This window comes from Mannheimia cairinae, from assembly GCF_028649535.1.
GTDB classification, from domain to species: Bacteria; Pseudomonadota; Gammaproteobacteria; order Enterobacterales; family Pasteurellaceae; genus Mannheimia; species Mannheimia cairinae.
On sequence record NZ_JAQSJE010000011.1, the window covers coordinates 17,496 to 39,970 of the forward strand.

Sequence of the window (22,475 nt, forward strand, 5' to 3'; positions counted from 1 at the left end):
TGCATTCATCTCCCCTCTTTAGAAAAAGAGGGGAATTTATTTTTAGGAACAACAATGTTAAATAAAGTTTCAGAGAGCTTGCTTACACCAAGCGATATTGATTTATCACACTTAAACCAAGTGTTAGATCATTTCTCAGCTCGCAATATTGACTACGGCGATCTCTATTTCCAGCTCAGCCAAGATGAAAGCTGGAGCTTGGAAGACAGCATTATTAAAGAAGGCGGTTTTTACATTGACCGTGGTTTTGGTGTACGTGCGGTTTCAGGCGAAAAAACAGGTTTCGCTTATGCTGATCAAATTACCCTAAACCAATTAGAACAATGTGCGATGGCAGCTCGCTCCATTAGCCAAACAAGCGGTCAATTATTGGTAAAAAATTTCAAAAAAACGACCGCTTGCCCACGTTATGCCGCAATCAATCCGCTCGATACCATTAGCCGAGAGCAAAAAGTCGAGCTACTTCATTTAGTCGATAAAACCGCTCGAGCGGAAGACCCTCGTGTTATTCAGGTCAATGCCAATTTATCCGCTGTTTATGAAGAGATGTTAGTTGCCGCAACAGACGGCACACTTGCTGCCGATATCCGCCCGTTAGTGCGATTATCTGTTTCAGTTTTAGTGGAACAAAACGGCAAACGTGAACGAGGCTCAGCCGGTTCTGGCGGACGCTTTGGCTTAACTTGGTTTTTAGAGCCGAATGAAAGCGGTTATCGTCGAGCAGAATACCTCGCCAAAGAAGCGGTTCGCCAAGCGGTAGTTAATCTGCACGCTGTTGCCGCCCCAGCCGGCACAATGCCGATTGTATTAGGTGCCGGTTGGCCGGGGATTTTACTACACGAAGCGGTCGGACACGGTTTAGAGGGCGATTTCAACCGAAAAGAATCCTCTCTATTTACTGGCAAAATCGGCAAATTAGTTACCTCTCCGCTTTGTACTATTGTAGATGACGGCACGGTGGCTGATATGCGTGGCTCAATTACTGTGGATGATGAAGGTGTGCCTTCTCAACGCAATGTGTTAATCGAAAACGGAGTTTTAAAAGGCTACATTCAAGATAAACTCAACGCTCGTTTAATGGGAGTTGAACCGACAGGCAACGGCAGACGAGAATCTTACGCTCATTTACCTATGCCACGAATGACAAACACTTATCTAACCGAAGGCAATCACGAATTTGAGGAAATGATTGAGTCGGTTGAGTACGGTTTATACGCTCCCCACTTTAGCGGTGGCCAGGTGGATATTACCTCGGGTAAATTTGTGTTCTCTACTGCGGAAGCTTACCTGATTGAAAAAGGTAAAATCACCAAACCGGTAACAGGGGCTACCCTTATCGGCAGTGGTATTGATGCGATGCAACAAGTCTCAATGGTTGGTAAAAAAATGGAACTCGACCCTGGCATCGGCACTTGTGGCAAAGAAGGACAATCTGTGCCAGTTGGTGTAGGGCAACCAACAGTGAAATTAGATAAAATTACGGTTGGTGGTAGGGGGTAAAAGAGAAAATAATGTGAGTTTGCTCGAAAAGTATAGATATTGTCCTTGCACGCTAGAGCGTACAAGGTTAAGTATAAGTCAGTCCCTTTGGGACTGATGATACAAGGAGAGAGAATGAGCTATACGAGAGCTATTTATCATATTATTTTTCGGACAAAATCGGGGATACCTGCAATCACAGAAGAATACGAGACTATTTTATATAGCTTTATTTGGAAGTTTATTACGCAAAGAAAATCTGTGCTTTATCGTATAAACGGTATGCCCGATCATATCCATTTATTAGTCGATCTTCACCCTAAAATTGCCGTTGCCGATTTTGTTCAGCAGTTAAAAAATGCCACGCATCTTTTGTTAGAAAGGCATAAAGCAGAATTTCCGCTTTTTTCTGCTTGGGCTGTTGGTTATTGTGCTTTAACCTATAGCGAAAGAGATAAACCACAAATTCTTAATTACATCAAAAACCAAAAGAAACATCATCAACAAAAATACAAAACCTTCTCGGACGAAATAAAATTCTTAATGTCCGAAAATGGCATAGCCATTGATGAACAATTCTTTGAACGAAATATTTAACAGTCCCAAAGGGACTGACTCATACTTAACCCAGTACGGCTCTGCCGTGCTGAGAAAAAATAGACAATACATTTTTCAACAAAATACTAAACAGCCCCAAAGGGACTGACTTATGCTTAACCCAGTATGGCTTTGCCGTGCTGGGTTCCAAAATAAAAGGAAAAAACACTATGGCTTGGATTCAAATCCGTTTAAACAGCACAAATCAGCAGGCTGAACAGATCAGCGACTTTTTAGAAGAAATTGGGGCGGTGTCCGTTACCTTTATGGATAGCCAAGATACGCCGATTTTTGAGCCTCTTCCTGGGGAAACTCGCCTGTGGGGAAATACCGATGTAGTTGGTTTATTTGATGCTGAAACCGATATGAAAATGATCGTAGAGGCTCTTATTACCAGCACATTAGTAGCTCCTGATTTTGCTCATAAAATCGAGCAAATTGAAGATAAAGATTGGGAACGTGAATGGATGGATAACTTCCACCCAATGCAGTTTGGTAAACGTTTGTGGATCTGCCCAAGTTGGCGTGAAGTACCAGACCCAAATGCAGTAAATGTAATGCTTGACCCCGGTTTAGCATTCGGTACAGGCACACACCCAACCACCGCACTCTGCTTGCAATGGCTAGACGGTTTAGATCTAGAAGGCAAAACCGTAATCGATTTTGGTTGTGGTTCGGGCATTCTTGCTATCGCCGCACTGAAATTAGGGGCAAAAGAAGCGATTGGTATTGATATTGACCCTCAAGCTATTCTAGCTAGCCAAAATAATGCGGAAGCTAATGGTGTTGCTGATCGTTTAAAACTCTTTTTAGCCAAAGATCAACCGCAAAATTTAACCGCTGATGTCGTAGTGGCAAATATCTTAGCCGGCCCATTAAAAGAGTTGGCTCCAAATATTATGACCTTAGTAAAAACCAACGGGGATTTAGGATTATCCGGTATTCTAACCACACAAGCGGAATCCGTATGTGAGGCTTATGCTACACAGTTTGAGCTAGACCCTGTGGCTGAAAATGATGAATGGTGTCGCATTACTGGGGTAAAAAAATTCTAGTTACAGGTAGGAAGCCTAAATAGGCAAATGAATCTATCATTTGCCTATTTTTTCAAGTAATTTAGAGTAGTTATTGCATTACTTTGGGTGCTTTAAAAATTCTACCGCCGTATCAGGAAAATCAGTAAACACACCTGTGGCTCCTGCTTTATTTAATAAAGCATCGTACATTTGATTTACATCATCAAAGAATGGAGCTAAAGCATCTTTACGTACGGTGTAAGGATGAATTTCCATTTTGTATTTAGATAACTCTTGTACTAACGGAGTATATTTAATATCGCCTGTTTTTGAGTTTTTATCATCAATTAGCATATACCAACCAGGGCCAACACCATCAGCATATTTAGCAACTTCTGCCATAGCTCCTTCTTTAAACATCCAATCATAGCTATAATTTATCCATTTACCAGAACTATCTTTTTCTTCTGTTTCATTCCAATCTGTATAAGCTATCAACTGGACTAATTTCACATCCATTTCTAATTTTGGCAGTAATTCTGTTTTAATTCGTTTTAGCTCATTAAAGTCAAAGGTTTGTAAATAAACTCGATCTGTTTTTTTATCATAACCATATTTCTTCAATACTTTTAATGTTTCTAACGCAATATCTTTGCCTTCTTTATGGTGTAACCAAGGAGCTTTAATTTCAGGGTAAATCCCAATTTTCTTACCCGTTGATTTTTCTAACCCTTGAATAAACTCAATCTCTTCTTCAAAAGTATGAATTTTAAATGACGATTGCCATAATGGGAAACGATTTGGATACACTTGAACTTGTTTACCATCTTCTATTTTGAAATTTTCTGTCATTTCAAGTGTGCGGATTTCTGCTAAAGTAAAATCAGCAACATAGTAACGACCATCTTCACGCTTACGCTCAGGAAATTTCTTTGCAACATCAGTTAATCCATCTAAAAAATGGTCGTGAATAACAATTAAGCGGTTATCTTTAGTCATTGCAAGATCTTGCTCTAAATAATCCGCTTGTTGCCCAAAAGCTAATGCCTTTGATTCAAGAGTATGCTCAGGTAAGTACCCGCTTGCACCTCGATGAGCAATAACTAACTTATCTGATTGTTGAGCATAAGCACTGATTGCTACAGCAGATAATGCTAAGGCAGCGATAAGATTTTTAACTTTAAACTTCATCATAGTCTCCTTTTAGTATGTATAAAAAAGGAAGAACAAAATGCTCTTCCTTTAACAAACAATGAATTAGTTACCGTAGGTATCACCTATTTTAGCTTTATGTTTAGCTTCTTCAATCATTACGATGAAGGTTAAGATAACGGCTAATACACCACCACCGATCATTACATAGAAGCCACCATCCCAGCCAAATGTATCTGCTGCCCAACCAACAACTGCTGATGCTGCAACTGTACCACCAAGATAGCCAAATAAGCCTGTGAAACCTGCTGCTGTACCTGCTGCTTTTTTCGGTGCGAGCTCAAGAGCGTGTAAACCGATTAACATTACAGGACCATAAATTAAGAAGCCGATAGTCGTCATCCAAATAAAGTCCATTAACTGATATGGGTTTTCATACCAAGCGTGACCTTCATATAACGCAACTTCAGATTCTGGTGTTGCCGGATTTAACCATAATGCTACAACTGCCGCAGTAGTTAAAATCATAAAGATGAAACCCGTTAAACCACGTTTACCTTTAAATAATTTATCTGATACCCAACCACAAAGTAATGTGCCAGGAATAGCAGCAAGTTCATAGATTGTATATGCCCACGCAGTTCCTTTAATATTGAAATGTTTTACTTCACCTAAATAAACTGGAGACCATTTTAATACGCCATAGCGAATTAAATATACGAATACGTTAGCAATAGCGATATACCATAATAATTTATTTTTTAACACATAAGTCACAAAGATCTCTTTCGTGCTTAAATCGTGTTCATATGTTTTTTCATTATAATCATCTGGGTAATCATTACGCCATTTTTCAACAGGCGGTAAACCACAAGATTGTGGTGTATCTTTCATTACTAAGTAGATAGGAATTGCAGCCACCATCGCAGCGATACCAGGGAAATATAATGCTTGTTGCCAAATATCTTTTGCGTGAGCTTCCACTCCAAATTCACTAAAGTAAAGTGCACTTGCAAGAAGAACCATCGCACCTGGCACCATACCACCTAAGTTATGTGCAGTATTCCAAATAGAAACGATAGTACCACGCTCAGATTTTGACCACCAGTGTACCATTGTTCTACCGCAAGGAGGCCATCCCATACCTTGGAACCAACCATTTAGGAAGATCATTACCCACATTACTAAAATGCTCGATGTCGCCCACGGCATTAATCCCATTAAGGTCATACATAAACCAGAAAGCAATAAACCAAATGGTAAGAATACTTTCGGATTGGAGCGGTCTGACATACCAGCCATTACAAACTTAGATAATCCATAAGCAAGACCAGCAGCTGTACCAATTACACCAAGATCAGTTTTCGTGTACATTCCAGCTTCAATCAAACCTTTTTGTGCTAAATCGAAGTTAGCACGTACAAAATAATAAGCGGCATAGCCGAAGAAAATCCCAGCAAATACTTGCCAACGTAAGAATTTATATCTTGCATCAACTTTGTCCGCTGGTAGCTCTGCAATATGCGGAGCGGGTTTAAATGGACCAAACATAATATTCTCCAATATAACTTAGTAAAAACCCCAGAATAATTTCCCAGTTAGGGGAGGTAATAATAAAATAAAATTAAAAACTGCAAAGTATTTTTTTATAAAAATGTGATTCATTTCACAAAACATTTACTTAAAAGCACAAAAAACTAGCGAAAAAGAAAGAAAGCTACAGAAACCCCTCAACTTAGAATTAATCCCAAAACCTTTTAGTTACAAATAAAATAATTATAAAATAATATGTTATTAAAATTTTGTGACATAACTCTAATTTTTAAACAATTTTCTTTGAAGGATTTTAATTTTCGTTTATGCTAACAAAACTCAATAAAAACTCTAATTCGAGCAAAAAGGAGAAAGAGATGCAAAGAAATGAACAACTCGCTCAGCTACAACAAACTTCAAAATGGGATTTTATTATCATTGGTGGAGGTGCAAGTGGCTTAGGAATTGCAGTAGATGCAGCCTCTCGTGGATATAAAACATTATTATTAGAAAGTCACGATTTTGCCAAAGGAACATCAAGCCGTAGTACAAAATTAGTACACGGCGGTGTTCGTTATTTAGCAAATGGTGATGTAGCCTTAGTGAGAGAAGCATTACGTGAGCGAGGACGCTTAGCAAAAAATGCAGCACATTTATTTAAAAATCAAAGCTTTATTATTCCAAACTATAAATTTAAAGACTGTGTAATGTACCGTGTAGGTTTAGGTTTATATGATCTACTTTCTGGCAATTTAAGTTTAGGGAGAACAGAAAACATTAGTAAATCTGAGGCTAAAAAACGCCTACCTACCTTAAAGGATACGGGTTTACGCACTGGAACAGTATATCAAGATGGGCAATTTGATGATGCTCGCCTAGCTATTAATATGGCCCAAACCGTTGTAGAACACGGCGGTGTAGTAATTAATCACGCAAAAGTAACCGCTTTACATAAAACCGAAGCCGGTAAAATTGATGGTGTAACATTCTTTGATGAACTTAACCAGCAAGAACACCTTGTATTTGGCACTGCAATCATTAATGCTACCGGTGTATTTATGAATGATATTTTAAGTATGGATCACGGTAGTCAGAAAAAATTTGTAGTGCCAAGCCAAGGCATTCACTTAGTATTAGATCAATCGTTCTTACCAAGCAATGATGCCTTAATGATTCCGAAAACGTCAGATGGACGAGTCCTTTTTGCAGTACCTTGGCATAATGTTTTAGTGGTAGGAACAACAGATACATTAATTGAAAACCCATCTTACGAGCCAATTCCACTAGAACAAGAAATTAACTTTATTTTAGATACAGCTGCACAATATCTAACCCAAAAACCGACTCGTGATGATGTTAAAGCTGTATTTGCAGGGCAACGCCCATTAGCTGCACCGGAAAAAGAGGGGCAAAGTACAAAAGAAGTATCTCGTAGCCATAAGGTATTAACCGATGCAACAAGCGGTTTAATTACGATCACAGGAGGCAAATGGACAACTTATCGCCAAATGGCTGAAGATACCGTAGAAGAAGCGTTAAAATTACATTCAGAACTTGATAAAAAAGCTTGTATCACAGTGAACTTACCTATTCACGGCAATATTCCTGCAGAAAAAGTGAATTTACAAGATCATCTTTATGTATATGGCTCAGATATTCCAAAATTACAGGAATTAATGACAAGCCACCCAGAATATGCAGAAAAACTTCATCCAAGACTGGAACATACCGTTGCGGAGGTTATTTGGGCCGTTCGTCACGAAATGGCACAAACGGTAGAAGATGTATTAGCTCGTCGTGTTAGATTATTATTCTTAGATGCAAGAGCCGCTATTGATAGTGCAACCAAAGTTGCCGCAATTATGGCACAAGAACTTAATAAAGATGAGGTATGGCAACAACAGCAAGTTGCACAATTCCTTGAGGTTGCAAAACACTATCTATTAGTTGATTACCAACCTCAACCATAGTTTTATTCTAAATGATAGGGCATATTGATTTTTGATATGCCCTTTTCTAATATTAACTTTCCCATTTATGTTCTAATCGATTTGCCCAGAGTGAAAGCGGGTAACAAATCATAAAATAAAGCACAAAGATTAATCCATATACAAAAAAAGATGCACTTGGGTTGGTAAGCAATGAGTTTTCAATAATCTGTTGCCCAACTTTTACTACCTCAATCACACCAATTAAGGCAGCAAGCGAGCTGGTTTTAATCATTCGGGTAAATAAGTTAATCGTGCTTGGCAACACTCGACGAGTGCCTTGTGGTAATTCAATATAACGGAAAATTTGCCAGCGATTTAGCCCGATTGCTTTTGCTGATTCAACTTGATGCTTTTCAATAGAGGCGAGTGCTCCACGTACCAAATCGCCCATTTCTGCGGTTCCCCATAATGTAAAGACCCAAATGCACACCCAAAGTCCACTAATATGAATGTTAAACCACGTGGATAAACCGAAATAGAGCATAAATAACCAAACCAAAATAGGTACAATGCGGATTGTTTCTAAATAGAAACGAGATAAAGCACGCACAACTACATTATTGGAACGCATAATTAAACCAAAGAGCGTGCCAAAAATCAGCGAAAACCCAACAGAAATAAATGAAATTTTAGCCGTAAGCCACAATCCTTGAACTAAGCGAGCAGCATTCTGCCCTTCCCATAACCAATCAAATCCCATATTTTGCTTTCCTTACTCTATTTTCAAAATGACGTGCCAGAAGTGAAACAGGCAATAAAATGACCAAATAAGCAACAAACAGCATAAATAGAGCTTCGTTAGTTTTGTAATCCATTCCGATAATATCTTTGGTTACAAACATTAATTCAGCGACTGCCACCGCACTAATAACCGAAGTTTCTTTCATTAAAAACAAAATATTCGCTCCAATAGCCGGAATAGATACCGCCCACGCTTGCGGGAAAATAACATAGCGAAAAATCTGAAAAGAGCTTAGTCCGATAGATTTAGCAGCCTCAACCTGCCCTTTGGGAATAGCTTGTAAACCAGCACGCAGGCTTTCTGCCATATAGCTTGAACCTAAAAATACTAAAGCGATAATGCCACACGTAAAACCATCCCACTTAATGCCTATTTTAGGCAGCCCATAATATAAAAAGAAAAGTTGAATTAATAATGGCGTGTTGCGAGAAAGCTCAATGTAACCTCTGGTAAGGGTATAAAGCGGGCGAACTTTGTAGGTAGTAATCACTGCAATCAACAAACCAAACATTAATGAGAGAAGGATTCCCCAAAAGGAGAGTTGTAGGGTAAGCCAAGTAGCATCAACAAATTTGGGGATACTGTCAATAATATAAGACCAATTCATATAAAAAATAAATATTTTGGGAGAATGGCAACTATTTTGCAGAAAGTAAAATAAGAAAGGAAAGAATTAGAAATACTTTTTTATAGTAATTAGTTATAAAAAAATCAGCACTAAAAAGTGCTGATTTCTTAAATATTTTATTACTGCCCGTAATAAGCATTCGCACCGTGTTTGCGTAAATAGTGCTTATCTAACAACTCTTGTTGCATAGAGTTAATTTGTGGGCGAATTTGGTGGCTGATGAAATTCATATAAGCCACTTCTTCTAATACCACAGAATTGTGTACGGCATCGTGTCCGTTTTTACCCCACGTGAACGGGCCGTGTGAGTGAACCAGCACACCCGGCACCATATTCGGGTCGATTTCACGTTTACGGAAGGTTTCTACAATCACTTTACCTGTTTCTAATTCGTATTCGCCGGCAATTTCTGCGGGGGTCATACGGCGGGTACAAGGTACAGAACCATAGAAATAGTCGCCTTGCGTTGTACCTAATGCCAAAATATCTTCGCCTGCTTGTGCCCAGCCTACTGCGTGGCGAGAGTGTGTGTGAACCACACCGCCAATATCAGGGAATTGGCGATATAACTCTAAATGCGTCGGTGTGTCTGAAGAAGGTTTTTTGTTCCCGTAAACACGGTTGCCGTCTAAGTCCATAATCACAATATCTTCTACGGTCATTACATCATACTCTACGCCAGAAGGTTTGATTGCGACTAACCCTGTTTCACGGTCAATTTCACTCACATTACCCCAAGTGAATGTTACTAAACCATATTTAGGCAGTTCTAAGTTTGCTTTTAATACACGTTCTCTTAATGCTTGTAATGCAGGTGTTAATTCGGTTAATTGACTCATAGTGTGAAGCCCCCTTCTTTCATTTTTTGTTCAATCCAACGGCGAGCATTGATGATCTCGGCGATTGGTTCTTCTGCTTTTTCCGTCCACATTTCAATTAAGAATGCACCACGGTAGTTTAATTTTTGTAATACACGGAACACATTTGCGAAATCTACACAACCGTTGCCAAATGGTACGTCACGGAATTGACCTTTGCAGGTATCGGTTACTTTGTAGGTATCTTTTAAGTGAATAGCCGAGATTTTATCCATACCTAAGGTTAATTCTTCTTCCACATTGTCATTCCAAGCGGATAGGTTGCCCACATCAGGGTAAACAGTAAACCAAGGCGATTTAATGATTTCGTCCCATTTTTTCCAACGGCTGATAGAACTCATAAACTTGGTATCCATAATTTCTACCGCAATGGTGACTTGATTGCTTGCAGCAAGCTCAGTCGCCCATTCTAAACCTTCTTGGAAACGTTGAATAGTGCCTTCGTCTTGTTCTTCGTAATAGACATCGTAGCCAGCTAATTGAATGGTGCGAATCCCCGTATCTACCGCAAATTGGATCGCTTTTTCCATAATTTCATAGGCTTTTTGGCGAGTCGCTTCATCACGTGAGCCAAACGGAAAACGGCGATGCCCAGATAAACACATTGACGGAATCGTCACACCTGTAGTAACAATCGCTTTCACTAACTCTAAGCGTTGCTCTTTTGTCCAATCTAAGCGTGCTAAACGTTCGTCCGTTTCATCAACTGACATTTCCACAAAGTCAAAACCGCAAGTTTTTGCGATAGACAATCTGTCTTGCCAAGAGATATTTTTTGGCAAGGCTTTTTCATAAATACCGAGTTTGTGTTTTCTCATAATCATTCCTTGGGGATAGTGTTTTGCAAAATGCAATGAAAATATAACCGCTTGTTGGCTAAGCCAAAATAATATCTAACCCGTTCTCACGCAATTCCTGAATAATATCAGGATCGGCTTCTTTACCTGTAATCAGTAAATCAATTTTATCTAATTCTTTAAATAACATACCGACTTTTTTGCCGAGCTTTGTGCTATCTAGTAATACCACATAACGCTCAGCTTGCATTGCCATTTGTTGTTCTGCATTGGCAATAATCATATCGGTTTTAAATAAACCTTCGGTTGTTAATCCTTTACCACTGGTAAACATTGTGGTTGCAGCATAGATGATCTCATTTTGGGTATTAAGTGAGAGCATCACTTTTTTATTTTTATTATATTGCCCCCCCATAATAACTACATCATCATGAGAACCTTCAATAAGCTGATTTGCAAGCGGTAGATAATTGGTAATAATTTGCAATTTTTTACCACACAATGCGTTGCCTAGCATTTCCATTGTTGAGCCACAAGTTAAAATAAGGCTTTCGCCTTCTTTGCATAGGCGACTGGCAGCTTCTGCAATACGCTTTTTTTCTTCCGCATTATTGGTTTTTTTCGGTGCTTTTATATTTTTAGATGAAACAACCGCTTCTGCACCGTTTCGCACCTTTTTTAATTTCCCTTGCTCATCGAGTTTACTAATATCACGGCGAGCGGTTGCAGGAGAAACATCTAATAACTGCATAATATCCGCTGTTGAAAGAGCTTTTCGCTCTTCCAATAGCTGTAATAGTTCTTTGTGTCGATAGCTTTCGTTCATTATTATATTCCATTGATTATCTTCATTTTGTCATAATGAACAAGATTAAAAGAAAGCCACTCTAAGTGAGAGTGGCTTTTGCTCACTTATAACATTGATTTAAATTGAATATTTGGCTCCTGCTCGAAGCAATCATCGAATCCACGTGGGTGATGATATTCAATTAAGTCTTTATCACGAGGATAAACGTATTTGCCGCCCACTTCCCAAATAAATGGATGGAATTGATATTGTAAACGATCTTTACGCATACGCCATAAATCAATGATTTCTTGCGTGCTTGCCATAAAGTTTGTCCAAATATCGTGGTGAACAGGAATGATTACTTTTGCACGTAAACATTCTGCCATACGTAGCAGATCAATAGAAGTCATTTTATCAGCAATACCTACTGGATTTTCACCATAATTATTTAATGCTACATCAATATCAAACTGTTTACCGTGTTTTGCAAATTGGATTGAATAGTGTGAATCCGCACCGTGATAGATATTACCGCCTGGTGTTTTAAATACATAGTTTACTGCTTTGCGTCCCATTTCTTCATCTGATGGGCAAAGACCCGCTAATTCGCCACCTTGTTCATCAGCACCTTCAACAGGTAGAGTCACTAAGCAAGTACGGTCGAAAGAGTCTAAAGCGTGAATTTCAACATCTTTAATTTTTACAACATCGCCCGGTTTAACAATAATAATACGTTCTTCTGGCACACCCCATTTTTTCCATAGTTCTGCACAATGCCAAGGGCCAACAAATTTCACGTGATCTAATTTCGGGTTATTACAAATTGCAGCGGCAACATTCACATCGATATGGTCACTATGATAGTGAGAAGCCAGAATAAAATCCACTTCGTTGATTGCAAATGGGTCTAGTACCATTGGTTGTGCACGTAAGTTTGGTTGTAGTTTACGTACCCCCGCCATATTTGCCATTTGGTGACCACGCACCATATCTTTTACTTTCTTAGTTGATTTACCACGGCTACACCATAAGTCCATACAGATGTTTGCACCTGCAGGGGTTTTAATCCATACACCTACGCAGCCGAGCCACCACATTGCAAAGTTACCCTCTGGTACCACTTCTTCTTCGATTTCTTCATTTAACCAAGTACCCCATTCTGGAAATGTTGAAAGGATCCAGCTTTCACGGGTGATTTCAGAAATTTTGCTCATAATAATAGACTCCTAATTAGGCTAATAAAATAAAACTTTAATCAAAAACAATCATAAACAATCAAAACAATTTATACAACACTTTTATTTAAAAATGTGATCATTGTCTAATTTTTTCTTTAATTTTAAATTACTACACCTTTTACATCTTCTAAGGTTGATATTTAAGCTGAGAAGTGAGGCTTTTTTTATTTGAATATAGCCTCTTATATTACCAAACTATATTTAAGCAATGTGACTAAAAGCTATTGAAATAGCTATGTTATAAGAACTTTCTAGCAAGTTTATTAATTGTATCGGCAAAAAACATTGGAATAAAAATCAAAATTAATAAAATAAAATGTGATCTTGCTCACAAATAATAAAAAATAATCTTTTACAATCTTTTTTAAGCATTTATCATTATTGTGATAACTTCATTGAAGTTTTTTTAGTTCTATTTATTCTCTCAAACATAGAGGCTCACTATGGACTTTTTAACTGAAATTCTCCTTTTCTTAAAGGATCAGGTGTTAAATAAAGCACCATTCTTACTAGGTATTGTAGCTTGCTTGGGCTATATCCTTCTTAAAAAAGATACAACAACAATTCTTAAAGGTACGATTAAAACTATTGTTGGTTTTATGATTGTACAAGCGGGTTCCGGTTTCTTAGTGTCAAACTTTAAACCTGTTATTGACGGGCTTGCAAAATACCACCAATTAGCCGGTGCGGTTATCGACCCATATACCAGTATGCAATCAACCATTCAAACAATGGGCGATAATTATGCTTGGGTAGGTTATGCAGTTATCGGTGCATTATTATTAAATATCTTATTAGTGCTTTTCCGCCGTATCACTGGTATTCGTACCATTATGCTAACAGGCCATATTATGTTCCAACAAGCAGGTCTTGTTGCGGTGTTCTATATGATTATCGGTGCTTCAATGTGGGAAACTATCATTTATACATCGGTATTAATGGCACTTTACTGGGGTATCTCTTCTAATATTATGTATAAACCAACGCAAGCGGTAACAGGCGGTGCGGGTTTCTCTATCGGTCACCAACAACAAATTGCCTCTTGGATTGCAGTAAAACTTGCACCAAAACTTGGTGATAAAAATGATACTGTAGATAAAATGAAATTACCTAACTGGTTAAATATTTTCCACGACAGTATCTCTGCAACTGCATTAGTAATGACAATCTTCTTCGGTATTATCTTACTTTCTTTCGGTTTAGATAACTTAAAAGAGCTTGCAGGCAAAACCAACTGGTTTATGTATATTCTTGAAATGGGCTTGAAATTTGCAGTAGCGATTCAAATCATCGTAACAGGTGTACGTATGTTCGTTGCGGAACTTTCAGAAGCTTTCAAAGGGATTGCAGAACGCTTAATTCCAAACTCTGTATTAGCGATTGACTGTGCGGCGATTTACGCTTTCTCACCAAATGCAATGGTATTCGGCTTTATGTGGGGTGCAATCGGTCAATTTGTAGCAGTAGGTATCTTACTTGGTTTTAGCTCACCAGTATTAATTATTCCTGGCTTCATTCCAATGTTCTTCTCTAACGCAACTATTGGTGTATTTGCTAACCAATTCGGTGGCTGGAAAGCGGTAATGAAAATCTGTTTTGTGATGGGTATCATTGAAGTATTAGGTTCTGCATGGGTAATTCAAATGCTTGCAAGCCAAGGTACAATCTTCAATGGCTGGATGGGTATGGCTGACTGGGCATTATTCTTCCCACCAATTTTACAAGGTATTATCAGTGTTCCTGGATTCTTCTTCTTAATTGTGGCGGCGGCATTAGTGTATATGTTCTTTGCATCTAAACAACTTCGTGCAGAAGAAGCAGAAGCGACTGCAAAAGGTTTAACACTTGAACAACTTGATGGCTACGGCTTAGATGACGTGAAAACTGAAGAACCAAAAGCAGAAGAAGTGGCTCCACAAGCGGTTAAAAATGCAGAAAATTCTGCAAATCCGGTTCGTATTTTAGCAGTATGTGGTTCTGGTCAAGGTTCATCTATGATGATGAAAATGAAGATCAAAGGCTACCTCGATAAACGTGGCATTCCAAATATTATGGACTCTTGTGCGGTAACCGACTATAAAGGTAAAATCGGTACAGTCGATATCATCGTATGTTCCAAACATTTACAAGATGAGATTGTGGCAAACGACAACATCTCTGTATTAGGGGTGCAAAATATGCTAAACCCAAATACCTTTGGCGATGAACTACTAGAGTTAATCAAAAAATATCAATAATTAATCTCCCCCCTTCTTCTCTTTACAGAAGAAGGGGGCTGAAAACAAAGGAGTAAATAATGCTAAAAGAATCTCTTATCGAAAATAATTCAATTCTACTCAACCAAAAAGCAACAGATTGGAAAGCAGCTATCAAACTAGGAACTGATTTATTAGAAAAATCAGGTGCGATTGAACCACGTTACTACGATAGCATTATCAATAACATCGAAAAAATGGGCCCTTATATTATTTTGGCTCCAGGTCTGGCAATGCCACACGCTCGCCCAGAAGAAGGGGTAATCAAAACCTCTTTTGCTTTAGTTACACTTGCCGAACCTATTTATTTTGCAGGTGAAGAAGAACCTGTTTCAGTACTTGTTACTCTTGCCGGTAGCGATTCCGATCGCCATATGCAAGGCTTAATGGAAATCACACAAGTATTAGATGATGAAGAGAGCGAAACAGGGGTTAATTTAGAAAAAGTGTTAGCCTGCAAAACCGCAAATGATGTCTATGTGATGATTGATAACGCATTAAATGGTTAATTACCCCTAAGACCTAACAAGCGGTTAATTTTGATGATTATTTTACACATTTAGAGGAATACATTATGTCAAAACCAGCATTACAAATTGCATTAGATTCATTAACACTTGAAAAAGCCGTTGCCGATGCAAAACAAGCAGAAAGCGTTGTTGAGATCATTGAATGTGGCACAATTTTAGCTTGTGCAGAAGGAATGAAAGCCGTTTCAACTCTACGTGCATTACACCCAAATCACATCATTGTATGCGATTTAAAAACAACCGATGGCGGCGCGATTTTAGCAAAAATGGCATTTGAGGCTGGGGCAGACTGGCTGACAGTTTCAGCAGCCGCACACCCAGCAACTAAAGCTGCTTGTAAAAAAGTGGCTGACGATTTCAACGCAGCTCACCCTGAGTTAAAAGTGAAAAAAGAGATCCAAATTGAAATTTATGGTAACTGGACAGTTGAAAAAGATGCAAAAGAGTGGGTAGATTTAGGGGTAACTCAAGCTATTTACCATCGTTCTCGTGATGCAGAATTAGCGGGTAAAGGTTGGACGACAGAAGATGTTGAATTGATGAAACAACTTTCAGCTCTTGGTTTAGAACTATCTATTACCGGCGGTATCGTACCTGAAGATATTCATTTATTTAAAGAAATCAAAAATGCAAAAGCCTTCATTGCTGGCCGTGCATTAGTGGGTGAAAAAGGTAAACAAACTGCAGAAGCAATTCGTGCCGAAATAGACAAATATTGGGTATAACACAAGCTAAAATGTAGAAGATCAGACTTATTCTTCTACAACTAAAAGCGGTTGTTTTTTATTACACAAAAACAACCGCTTTTTACTTTTATCTTTTAGCTTTATTATTCTGCTGCAGCAGAAATAAAGCGGCTAGTCCTAAAGCAGAATAGCTCATACCTTTTATGGTAAATAAGCGTTTTAACATAAAATTTAATGCTACACTTTTGACTACGGGCGATGTGACTAACGATAATCCAGTTGTTCTTACCTGCTGAAAAGGTTGCATAATTTCACTTTTTGCTTTGTTTGTTTCTGCTTTAAAACGCATTCTTAATGCGTTGCCTTTTAAAATGAGAAGTTCTTTTTCAGTGAGTTTTTTTGCCATTTTACATATCCCCATTTTTCTTAAATATTAAAGCATTTTTAAATGCTGCAATATCTAATTTTAATTCATCTAATGTACTTTGCATAAAACTACGCTGTTTTCTTAAAGAGAAGAAAATCATAATGCCACAAATAACAACAAATAATAATGTTAAAATCGAAATTGTAAAAAACACTTTTACTTTTTGTTCGGGTAATAAATAATTATCTAAACCAAATAGCAAACTAATAAAAGAAACTAATAGAAATATAAAGGCTAACAAAACTAATATTAGAACAGAAATTAAATTATTTTTTTGTTCATTAATTTCTACTCTTGCCATATCTGCACGAACTTGAGCAAGCTCTAACAACGTAACAATACTGTTTCTAAATCCTGACTTAATATTCTCTAACATTGCATTGCTACTCCCTTATTCTATAAAAAATAAAGCCAAACCAAAATTATTTTGGTATGGCTTATTATCTAATTAAAACTTAATTTATAAGAATTATCTTCTTGCCACTAGAACACCTAATAATAATCCAACCACACCTGCAACAGTAATTGCTTTATAAGGGTTATCGTGAACTAAGGCGTCTGTCTGCTTGGCGACTGCTCTTGCGTTATCAACAGTATCATCTTTTAAAGTAGCAAAACGATCTTTTACATCATCAAATTGTTTAGCTAATTTATCTTTTAATTTCTTATACTCTTCAGTTGATGAATCCGATGTTTCATTAAACAATTCTTCCGCATTTTTTAAAATATCACGGATTTCATTTGTTAGTTCTTCACGTTTTGCATCTAAGCTTTTACTCATAACTCATCTCCTTATTTATTTGGATTAAATATAAGTACTGCTAAACATAATTATTTATGTTTCATATTTAAAATACTTGTACTATAAATTAATGTCAAGTCTTAATTTTTATATTATTTAATTAAAATAAAAAATTAAATTGATAAAAAAGCGATATTATTTTGCAAATTTCTTACAAAATATTACCGCTTGAAAAATATATAAAATCTAATTAAATCATCGCTTTAAGTGCTTCTGTTAGCTTTTGGTAACGCTGATATTTCGCCTGGTAAGCTTCATAATTTGCTTTATTCGGTTCAAACACTTGCATTTCCGCATTTAAAGCCTGAACTTGGCTAATATCTAAACCGACACCTTGCATCGCCATTAATGCCGCACCTAAGCAACCTGTTTCTTCTACTTGTGGAATTTCTAAACGCATTCCCGTTAGGTCTGCCAACATTTGCATCCAAACCTCTGATTTAACCGGCCCACCTGTTACACGCAATACATTGGTTTTTGGAAAACGAATAAACATACGGTTTAAATGTGTCATTAAGCTAAATAAAACACCTTCGTAAATAGCTTGTAGCAGGTGCATTTGTGTGTGATAAGACTGCATACCGTAAAAGCTTGCTTGCATTCCTAACCCAGCATTAGAGCCATAAAGGAAAGGGACAAACAATACTGAACTACCTGCTGGAGGCAGGGTTGCTATGCCTTCATTAATCTCTTGGTAACTTAAATTGCTCCATTGTTTCACAAACCATTCAAGGTTGCCTGCTGAAGTGGGGCTGGCTTCGTGTACAATAAATTTTCCAGCTTCGGCATAACGCCCATACACAAAAGGGAGTTCTTGGGTTTGATCGATATAGTCTGTAATTCCACTTACTACCGACCAAGTACCTAATACCGCATTAAGCTTGGTTTCATCTTCTAAGCCTGCACAACGTGCGGTGGAAACCACATCAAATAGTCCTCCAACAACTGGGGTACCTACCGCTAAGCCCGTTAGTTTTGCAGCATTTTCCGTCACATAGCCTGCGATCTTATTTGGCTCAATCACAGGAGGTAGCTTATCCAGAATATCTGGCATTCCTAGTAGATCCGCCAATGTCTGATCATATTTTCCTGTTGCCATATTATAGAGATTGGATTCCGAAATATTGGATTCTTCGCAATGCAATTCTCCCGTTAAACAAAAACGTAAATAGTCGTGCGACATCAAAACAGAACCAATTTGAGCATAACGCTCAGGTTCATTTTGTTGAACCCATTTTAGAATAGAAACAGGGTGTCCCGTCCATAAGGTTTGGCGGGTAATAGAGTATAATTTTTGCGGGATCCCTTCGGATTGCCACTGTTTTACAATCTCAAGCGAGCGTTGATCTGAGGATAAAATTGCTCTTCCAAGAGGCTTATTTTGTTTATCTAATAAAAATGCTCCTTTCCCCTGAGCAGAAATTCCTACACCTTTAATTGCTGAAGGCTTAATTTGGCTCTTTTCAATGGTTAAACGCACAACTTCGGCACAGATAGCCCACAGCTGCTGCATATCACGCTCTGCATAGCCTGCAGTTTCACTAATAACAGAGACATTTTCCCGATGAAGGGAATGCAAATTGCCCAGCTCATCAAAAAGAGCAGCTTTAATAAAGGTACCGCCACAATCAATGCCAAGAGTGTAGTTCATAATATTATTTCCTTTGTTTTTATTTCATTTTTAATCGATAAAGACTATTTGAACATGTAATAAATAGTGTTTGTTCATCATTACCAAATGCACAGTTTGACGTTGGTTTACCGAGTATAAAACGGCCTAATTCCGTACCATCTGGCAATAATGCAATGATTCCATTTTCGCAAGAACAGAAAATAACGCCATTACGTTTAATTCTAAAACCATCTGGAATACCTGGCGAAATTTCAGTAACATCTCGGCGATTTTTCAATTTACAGCCATCTACATCAAACACAACTAAATGATGCAATCCATCATCATTAAATTCTACACTTGACATATCCGCCACATAAAGTTGTTTTTCATCAGGCGAAAATGCTAAGCCGTTTGGTCGCATCGTATTAAAAGTGGCAATATTTAACTTTTCTGTTTTTGGGTTAAAACAATAAACATAGCAACCAATGATTTCACTTGGTGATTGCTTTCCCTCATTGTCAGATAAAATCCCATATGGTGGGTCGGTAAACCAAATCGTGCCATCCGATTTTACCACCACATCATTCGGCGAGTTTAAACGTTTTCCATCTAATTGACCAACTAAAAAGCGATACTCTCCATTAGGGGTTGTTAAACTAATACCACGATTGCCATGTTCACAGGTAATTAAATTATCTTCTGCATCAATGGCATTTCCATTAGAAAAATAGGATGGCTGACGAAAAACTTGAGTACCTTCTGCTTCCGTCCAGCGATACATTGTACAGCCTTTCACATCGCTAAAATACAATGCTTGTTGAGCATTACTCCATGCAGGGCCCTCAGCCCAAATTGCACCATCAAACAACTCTTCAATTTCAAAAAAACTTCCAACCAACTCGTTAAAACGAGTATCCGATATTTGTGGAATAAATGAATGACTCATGTGTTATAGGCTCCGTTTTGCTATAACTATAAAATTAGAAAATTATATAATTTCTATTGAATAGAATTTGCAAGCGGTCAGATTTCGCAAAAAAGTTGGATTTACCAAATCTAACCGCTTGTAATAAGGTTACTTCACGCCCCAAATTGCTTTATAAGCATCTTTATAACCATTTTGTGGATCATAAAGATTCTTATCGCCACCATCAAAAGCAACATTCTCTTTAGTAACTAAATGTGCAGGAGTTACATAACCTGATGCTTTTTCATTGGCAAATGCACGGTTAAGTTCATCAACTAACTGCCAACCGTGTAAGTTAAGTGGCTCTGGTACTGTCGCAAACTGTTTATCGCCTGAACGAATACGTTGGTAAGCCGTTACTGAGCCATCGCCTGCAGAAATGCTCAATGGTTTATCTTTATTTGCCGTACGTAATGACGGTGCCATAAAGTCAAAATAGAGATCGTTAATCGCTAATGCATATTCTAAGTCATCGCCATATTTTTGTAATAAATTGAACGTTAAGTTCGGCATACGGCTTGAAGTGTCAGCAAGTGGAGTATCAATAAACTCTAATACCTTACACTCTTTACATTTTTCAATCACTTCCTTCATCACATTTGCTTTACGTAATGCAATTTCATAAAGTGAATCGGTCAAAATAATCGCTTTTGCTTTACCATTTGATTCTGCAACAGCAAGCATTGCCGATAAACGTGCAATTTCATCAGAATCAGAAGTTACATTATAGAAAATGCCATATTTTTCAATCGCACCTGGTTCTGGTGTCGCATGCCATGCCGCTAATGTAATGCCATTTTTAGTCGCTTTTTGTAATGGAATTCTTGCTACATTTGGATTCCAACCACCAATAACAATCGCATCAGGCTTACGAGCGATTGCTTGATTCAATGCTGCAAGTTGGTTATTTACTGTACCAGCACCATCTAATACGTCTAATTTCCACCCTGTTACACCAACAGCTTCTTTCATACCATCAATAACACCTAAGACACCACCATTTTTCATATCAGATGCAATGAAAATAACTGTTTTTTCTTTTTGTAATTGAGGTCCTGTTGTTGGGCCATCCCATTTTTCCTGCTTTGCAGTTGCTGCAGCAACAAATTGTTTAGCTTCTTGAACGAAAGGATCTTCGCTCGCAAAAGCACTGCTACCGAAAGTAACCGCTGTGAATGCTGCAAGAGCAGTTAAAGTAGTACGAAAGGTATTTTTCATAATCAAATCCTCTTATTTAAGGTTAGTTAGTTGATTTTTTCTGTACAGCTTTTTGATTTAACAAGCGTTTGCGTTGAGCATAGCCTGCGATAGTGATGGAAAGAAGCAATGTTGCCCCATTAAACAATGGCTCAACCCAGAACGCTCCACCAAATTGTTGAATACCTGAAATCCCGATAGCTAAAATCGCAATACCAACTACGGTTCCCCAAACATTAATACGCCCTGGTCGGATGGTTGTACTACCTAAGAAGGCACCAACTAAAGCTGGAAGTAAGTAATCCATACCTACACTTGCCTGACCAACACCTTGCTGAGCAGAAATTAACACACCAGTGAAAGCTGTTAATACGCTGGAAACTATGAAAGGAACAATAGTATATTTTTTAATATTAATACCATTTAAACGAGCAGCTGTTGGATTTGCACCTACAGCATACATTGCACGACCTGTTGGTGTGTGTTCTGTCACTAACCACATTACAATAGCAACGGCTAAAACATAAAATGCGGAGATAGGTACACCAAACACCTCAGTGCTATTTAATGCAATAAATTCATCAGGTAAATCACCAACAATTTGACGCCCACCTGAGTGCCATAACGCCACAGCATAAAGCACAGTTCCTGAACCAAGGGTTGCCACAAAGCTGTCAATATCGGCTAATGCAACTAAAATGCCGTTTAGCAAACCGTAAAGCGCCGCAATGATTAATACAATCAGGATTGCCATATACCAAGAGAATCCGTATTGCACCTGTAAGGTAATCACAAGGATGTGCCATAACACAATCCCAAAACCAACATTTAAATCAATTTTACCTACAATCATTGTAGTTGTTGCCGCTAATGCGAGTAGTGCTATTTTCGATTTACTTTCTAAGATTGCATTTAAAGTCAGCATCGAAGCAAACGATTCCGTTGTCAGTGAAAAAATGATCACCAATAACACGCAAAGCCCCAATAAACCATAACGAGTGGACATTTGAGAGAACCACGCAATAAAGCCATCCCGTGCAATAGAAACAGGCTGTTCAAGTGCTGTAGATTTAATATTTGTTTGAGCCATAAATTACTCCAGTTAAATGTTATTGTTCTCTGTCACACTTATAAAGCAACAGAGGCAAGCTATCT

Annotated in this window: 22 protein-coding genes; 7 read left to right on the plus strand and 15 right to left on the minus strand. The window is 38.0% G+C overall.

Going from position 1 to position 22,475, the window contains the following annotated elements; all coding sequences use genetic code 11:
• Positions 1-54: 54 nt before the first annotated feature.
• The 3 genes from tldD to prmA all read left to right on the plus strand — a co-directional run bounded on the left by tldD (position 55) and on the right by prmA (position 3,131).
• Positions 55-1,500 carry a metalloprotease TldD gene (tldD, locus tag PTQ27_RS10985; protein ID WP_273749797.1) on the plus strand — a complete coding sequence of 482 codons (1,446 nt, stop codon included), beginning with the start codon at positions 55-57 and terminating at the stop codon, positions 1,498-1,500.
• Positions 1,501-1,614: 114 nt separating this feature from the next.
• A complete protein-coding gene (gene tnpA, locus PTQ27_RS10990; protein ID WP_273749798.1) occupies positions 1,615-2,076 on the plus strand; it encodes an IS200/IS605 family transposase in 462 nt (153 codons plus the stop codon).
• A 170-nt stretch (positions 2,077-2,246) separates the two neighbouring features.
• Positions 2,247-3,131, plus strand: a complete 885-nt coding sequence (gene prmA, locus PTQ27_RS10995; RefSeq protein WP_273749799.1) for a 50S ribosomal protein L11 methyltransferase — start codon at positions 2,247-2,249, stop codon at positions 3,129-3,131.
• Positions 3,132-3,209: 78 nt separating this feature from the next.
• Here prmA and glpQ read toward each other — a convergent pair whose 3' ends face one another.
• Both glpQ and glpT read right to left on the minus strand, forming a co-directional pair.
• A complete protein-coding gene (gene glpQ / locus PTQ27_RS11000) occupies positions 3,210-4,283 on the minus strand; it encodes a glycerophosphodiester phosphodiesterase (RefSeq protein ID WP_273749854.1) in 1,074 nt (357 codons plus the stop codon).
• Positions 4,284-4,349: 66 nt separating this feature from the next.
• Positions 4,350-5,795: a glycerol-3-phosphate transporter gene (gene glpT, locus PTQ27_RS11005; RefSeq protein ID WP_273749800.1), complete on the minus strand. Its 1,446-nt coding sequence runs from the start codon at positions 5,793-5,795 to the stop codon at positions 4,350-4,352.
• A 359-nt stretch (positions 5,796-6,154) separates the two neighbouring features.
• Here glpT and PTQ27_RS11010 point away from each other — a divergent pair, with 359 nt between their 5' ends.
• On the plus strand, positions 6,155-7,747 hold the full coding sequence (locus tag PTQ27_RS11010) for a glycerol-3-phosphate dehydrogenase/oxidase (protein ID WP_273749801.1): 1,593 nt from the start codon (positions 6,155-6,157) through the stop codon (positions 7,745-7,747).
• Positions 7,748-7,799: 52 nt separating this feature from the next.
• Here the strand turns inward: PTQ27_RS11010 and PTQ27_RS11015 are convergent, their stop codons facing one another.
• From PTQ27_RS11015 to ulaG, 6 genes are all read right to left on the minus strand, one after another.
• Positions 7,800-8,468: an amino acid ABC transporter permease gene (locus tag PTQ27_RS11015; protein WP_273749802.1), complete on the minus strand. Its 669-nt coding sequence runs from the start codon at positions 8,466-8,468 to the stop codon at positions 7,800-7,802.
• Positions 8,458-9,117, minus strand: a complete 660-nt coding sequence (locus PTQ27_RS11020) for an amino acid ABC transporter permease (RefSeq protein WP_273749803.1) — start codon at positions 9,115-9,117, stop codon at positions 8,458-8,460. Before PTQ27_RS11020 ends, PTQ27_RS11015 begins: the two co-directional genes overlap by 11 nt.
• Before the next feature lie 140 nt (positions 9,118-9,257).
• A complete protein-coding gene (gene araD, locus PTQ27_RS11025; RefSeq protein WP_273749804.1) occupies positions 9,258-9,977 on the minus strand; it encodes an L-ribulose-5-phosphate 4-epimerase in 720 nt (239 codons plus the stop codon).
• Complete coding sequence (locus PTQ27_RS11030) at positions 9,974-10,834, minus strand: L-ribulose-5-phosphate 3-epimerase (RefSeq protein ID WP_273749805.1); 861 nt, start codon at positions 10,832-10,834, stop codon at positions 9,974-9,976. The genes araD and PTQ27_RS11030 overlap by 4 nt, the downstream gene beginning before the upstream one ends.
• A gap of 58 nt (positions 10,835-10,892) precedes the next feature.
• On the minus strand, positions 10,893-11,639 hold the full coding sequence (gene ulaR / locus PTQ27_RS11035) for an HTH-type transcriptional regulator UlaR (protein WP_273749806.1): 747 nt from the start codon (positions 11,637-11,639) through the stop codon (positions 10,893-10,895).
• A gap of 86 nt (positions 11,640-11,725) precedes the next feature.
• The gene (gene ulaG / locus PTQ27_RS11040; protein WP_273749807.1) at positions 11,726-12,817 is read right to left on the minus strand and encodes an L-ascorbate 6-phosphate lactonase; all 1,092 of its coding nucleotides are present in this window, start codon (positions 12,815-12,817) and stop codon (positions 11,726-11,728) included.
• A gap of 467 nt (positions 12,818-13,284) precedes the next feature.
• Between ulaG and PTQ27_RS11045 the strand changes: the two genes are divergently transcribed.
• The 3 genes from PTQ27_RS11045 to PTQ27_RS11055 all read left to right on the plus strand — a co-directional run bounded on the left by PTQ27_RS11045 (position 13,285) and on the right by PTQ27_RS11055 (position 16,351).
• A complete protein-coding gene (locus PTQ27_RS11045) occupies positions 13,285-15,078 on the plus strand; it encodes a PTS ascorbate-specific subunit IIBC (protein WP_273749808.1) in 1,794 nt (597 codons plus the stop codon).
• Positions 15,079-15,137: 59 nt separating this feature from the next.
• Complete coding sequence (locus PTQ27_RS11050; protein WP_273749809.1) at positions 15,138-15,605, plus strand: PTS sugar transporter subunit IIA; 468 nt, start codon at positions 15,138-15,140, stop codon at positions 15,603-15,605.
• Between the two features lie 65 nt (positions 15,606-15,670).
• A complete protein-coding gene (locus PTQ27_RS11055; RefSeq protein WP_273749810.1) occupies positions 15,671-16,351 on the plus strand; it encodes a 3-keto-L-gulonate-6-phosphate decarboxylase UlaD in 681 nt (226 codons plus the stop codon).
• An 88-nt stretch (positions 16,352-16,439) separates the two neighbouring features.
• Here the strand turns inward: PTQ27_RS11055 and PTQ27_RS11060 are convergent, their stop codons facing one another.
• The 7 genes from PTQ27_RS11060 to PTQ27_RS11090 form a co-directional block, all read right to left on the minus strand.
• Complete coding sequence (locus PTQ27_RS11060) at positions 16,440-16,718, minus strand: hypothetical protein (protein ID WP_273749811.1); 279 nt, start codon at positions 16,716-16,718, stop codon at positions 16,440-16,442.
• Position 16,719: 1 nt separating this feature from the next.
• The gene (locus tag PTQ27_RS11065; RefSeq protein ID WP_273749812.1) at positions 16,720-17,115 is read right to left on the minus strand and encodes a phage holin family protein; all 396 of its coding nucleotides are present in this window, start codon (positions 17,113-17,115) and stop codon (positions 16,720-16,722) included.
• A 93-nt stretch (positions 17,116-17,208) separates the two neighbouring features.
• Positions 17,209-17,520, minus strand: a complete 312-nt coding sequence (locus PTQ27_RS11070; protein WP_273749813.1) for an ElaB/YgaM/YqjD family protein — start codon at positions 17,518-17,520, stop codon at positions 17,209-17,211.
• Between the two features lie 211 nt (positions 17,521-17,731).
• Positions 17,732-19,192: an FGGY-family carbohydrate kinase gene (locus PTQ27_RS11075; protein WP_273749814.1), complete on the minus strand. Its 1,461-nt coding sequence runs from the start codon at positions 19,190-19,192 to the stop codon at positions 17,732-17,734.
• Between the two features lie 19 nt (positions 19,193-19,211).
• Entirely contained in the window at positions 19,212-20,102 is an 891-nt protein-coding gene (locus tag PTQ27_RS11080) for an SMP-30/gluconolactonase/LRE family protein (RefSeq protein WP_273749815.1), read from the minus strand.
• A gap of 129 nt (positions 20,103-20,231) precedes the next feature.
• On the minus strand, positions 20,232-21,341 hold the full coding sequence (locus PTQ27_RS11085; protein ID WP_273749816.1) for an ABC transporter substrate-binding protein: 1,110 nt from the start codon (positions 21,339-21,341) through the stop codon (positions 20,232-20,234).
• 22 nt (positions 21,342-21,363) lie between these two features.
• Positions 21,364-22,410, minus strand: coding sequence for an ABC transporter permease (locus PTQ27_RS11090; protein WP_273749817.1), 1,047 nt, complete (start codon positions 22,408-22,410; stop codon positions 21,364-21,366).
• Between the last annotated feature and the right edge of the window lie 65 nt (positions 22,411-22,475).

Excerpts from the sequence above, each read along its gene's own strand:
- tldD (WP_273749797.1), top strand. The coding sequence starts at position 55 with ATGTTAAATAAAGTTTCAGAGAGCTTGCTTACACCAAGCGATATTGAT.
- tnpA (WP_273749798.1), top strand. The coding sequence starts at position 1,615 with ATGAGCTATACGAGAGCTATTTATCATATTATTTTTCGGACAAAATCG.
- prmA (WP_273749799.1), top strand. The coding sequence starts at position 2,247 with ATGGCTTGGATTCAAATCCGTTTAAACAGCACAAATCAGCAGGCTGAA.
- glpQ (WP_273749854.1), bottom strand. The coding sequence starts at position 4,283 with ATGAAGTTTAAAGTTAAAAATCTTATCGCTGCCTTAGCATTATCTGCT.
- glpT (WP_273749800.1), bottom strand. The coding sequence starts at position 5,795 with ATGTTTGGTCCATTTAAACCCGCTCCGCATATTGCAGAGCTACCAGCG.
- PTQ27_RS11010 (WP_273749801.1), top strand. The coding sequence starts at position 6,155 with ATGCAAAGAAATGAACAACTCGCTCAGCTACAACAAACTTCAAAATGG.
- PTQ27_RS11015 (WP_273749802.1), bottom strand. The coding sequence starts at position 8,468 with ATGGGATTTGATTGGTTATGGGAAGGGCAGAATGCTGCTCGCTTAGTT.
- PTQ27_RS11020 (WP_273749803.1), bottom strand. The coding sequence starts at position 9,117 with ATGAATTGGTCTTATATTATTGACAGTATCCCCAAATTTGTTGATGCT.
- araD (WP_273749804.1), bottom strand. The coding sequence starts at position 9,977 with ATGAGTCAATTAACCGAATTAACACCTGCATTACAAGCATTAAGAGAA.
- PTQ27_RS11030 (WP_273749805.1), bottom strand. The coding sequence starts at position 10,834 with ATGAGAAAACACAAACTCGGTATTTATGAAAAAGCCTTGCCAAAAAAT.
- ulaR (WP_273749806.1), bottom strand. The coding sequence starts at position 11,639 with ATGAACGAAAGCTATCGACACAAAGAACTATTACAGCTATTGGAAGAG.
- ulaG (WP_273749807.1), bottom strand. The coding sequence starts at position 12,817 with ATGAGCAAAATTTCTGAAATCACCCGTGAAAGCTGGATCCTTTCAACA.
- PTQ27_RS11045 (WP_273749808.1), top strand. The coding sequence starts at position 13,285 with ATGGACTTTTTAACTGAAATTCTCCTTTTCTTAAAGGATCAGGTGTTA.
- PTQ27_RS11050 (WP_273749809.1), top strand. The coding sequence starts at position 15,138 with ATGCTAAAAGAATCTCTTATCGAAAATAATTCAATTCTACTCAACCAA.
- PTQ27_RS11055 (WP_273749810.1), top strand. The coding sequence starts at position 15,671 with ATGTCAAAACCAGCATTACAAATTGCATTAGATTCATTAACACTTGAA.
- PTQ27_RS11060 (WP_273749811.1), bottom strand. The coding sequence starts at position 16,718 with ATGGCAAAAAAACTCACTGAAAAAGAACTTCTCATTTTAAAAGGCAAC.
- PTQ27_RS11065 (WP_273749812.1), bottom strand. The coding sequence starts at position 17,115 with ATGTTAGAGAATATTAAGTCAGGATTTAGAAACAGTATTGTTACGTTG.
- PTQ27_RS11070 (WP_273749813.1), bottom strand. The coding sequence starts at position 17,520 with ATGAGTAAAAGCTTAGATGCAAAACGTGAAGAACTAACAAATGAAATC.
- PTQ27_RS11075 (WP_273749814.1), bottom strand. The coding sequence starts at position 19,192 with ATGAACTACACTCTTGGCATTGATTGTGGCGGTACCTTTATTAAAGCT.
- PTQ27_RS11080 (WP_273749815.1), bottom strand. The coding sequence starts at position 20,102 with ATGAGTCATTCATTTATTCCACAAATATCGGATACTCGTTTTAACGAG.
- PTQ27_RS11085 (WP_273749816.1), bottom strand. The coding sequence starts at position 21,341 with ATGAAAAATACCTTTCGTACTACTTTAACTGCTCTTGCAGCATTCACA.
- PTQ27_RS11090 (WP_273749817.1), bottom strand. The coding sequence starts at position 22,410 with ATGGCTCAAACAAATATTAAATCTACAGCACTTGAACAGCCTGTTTCT.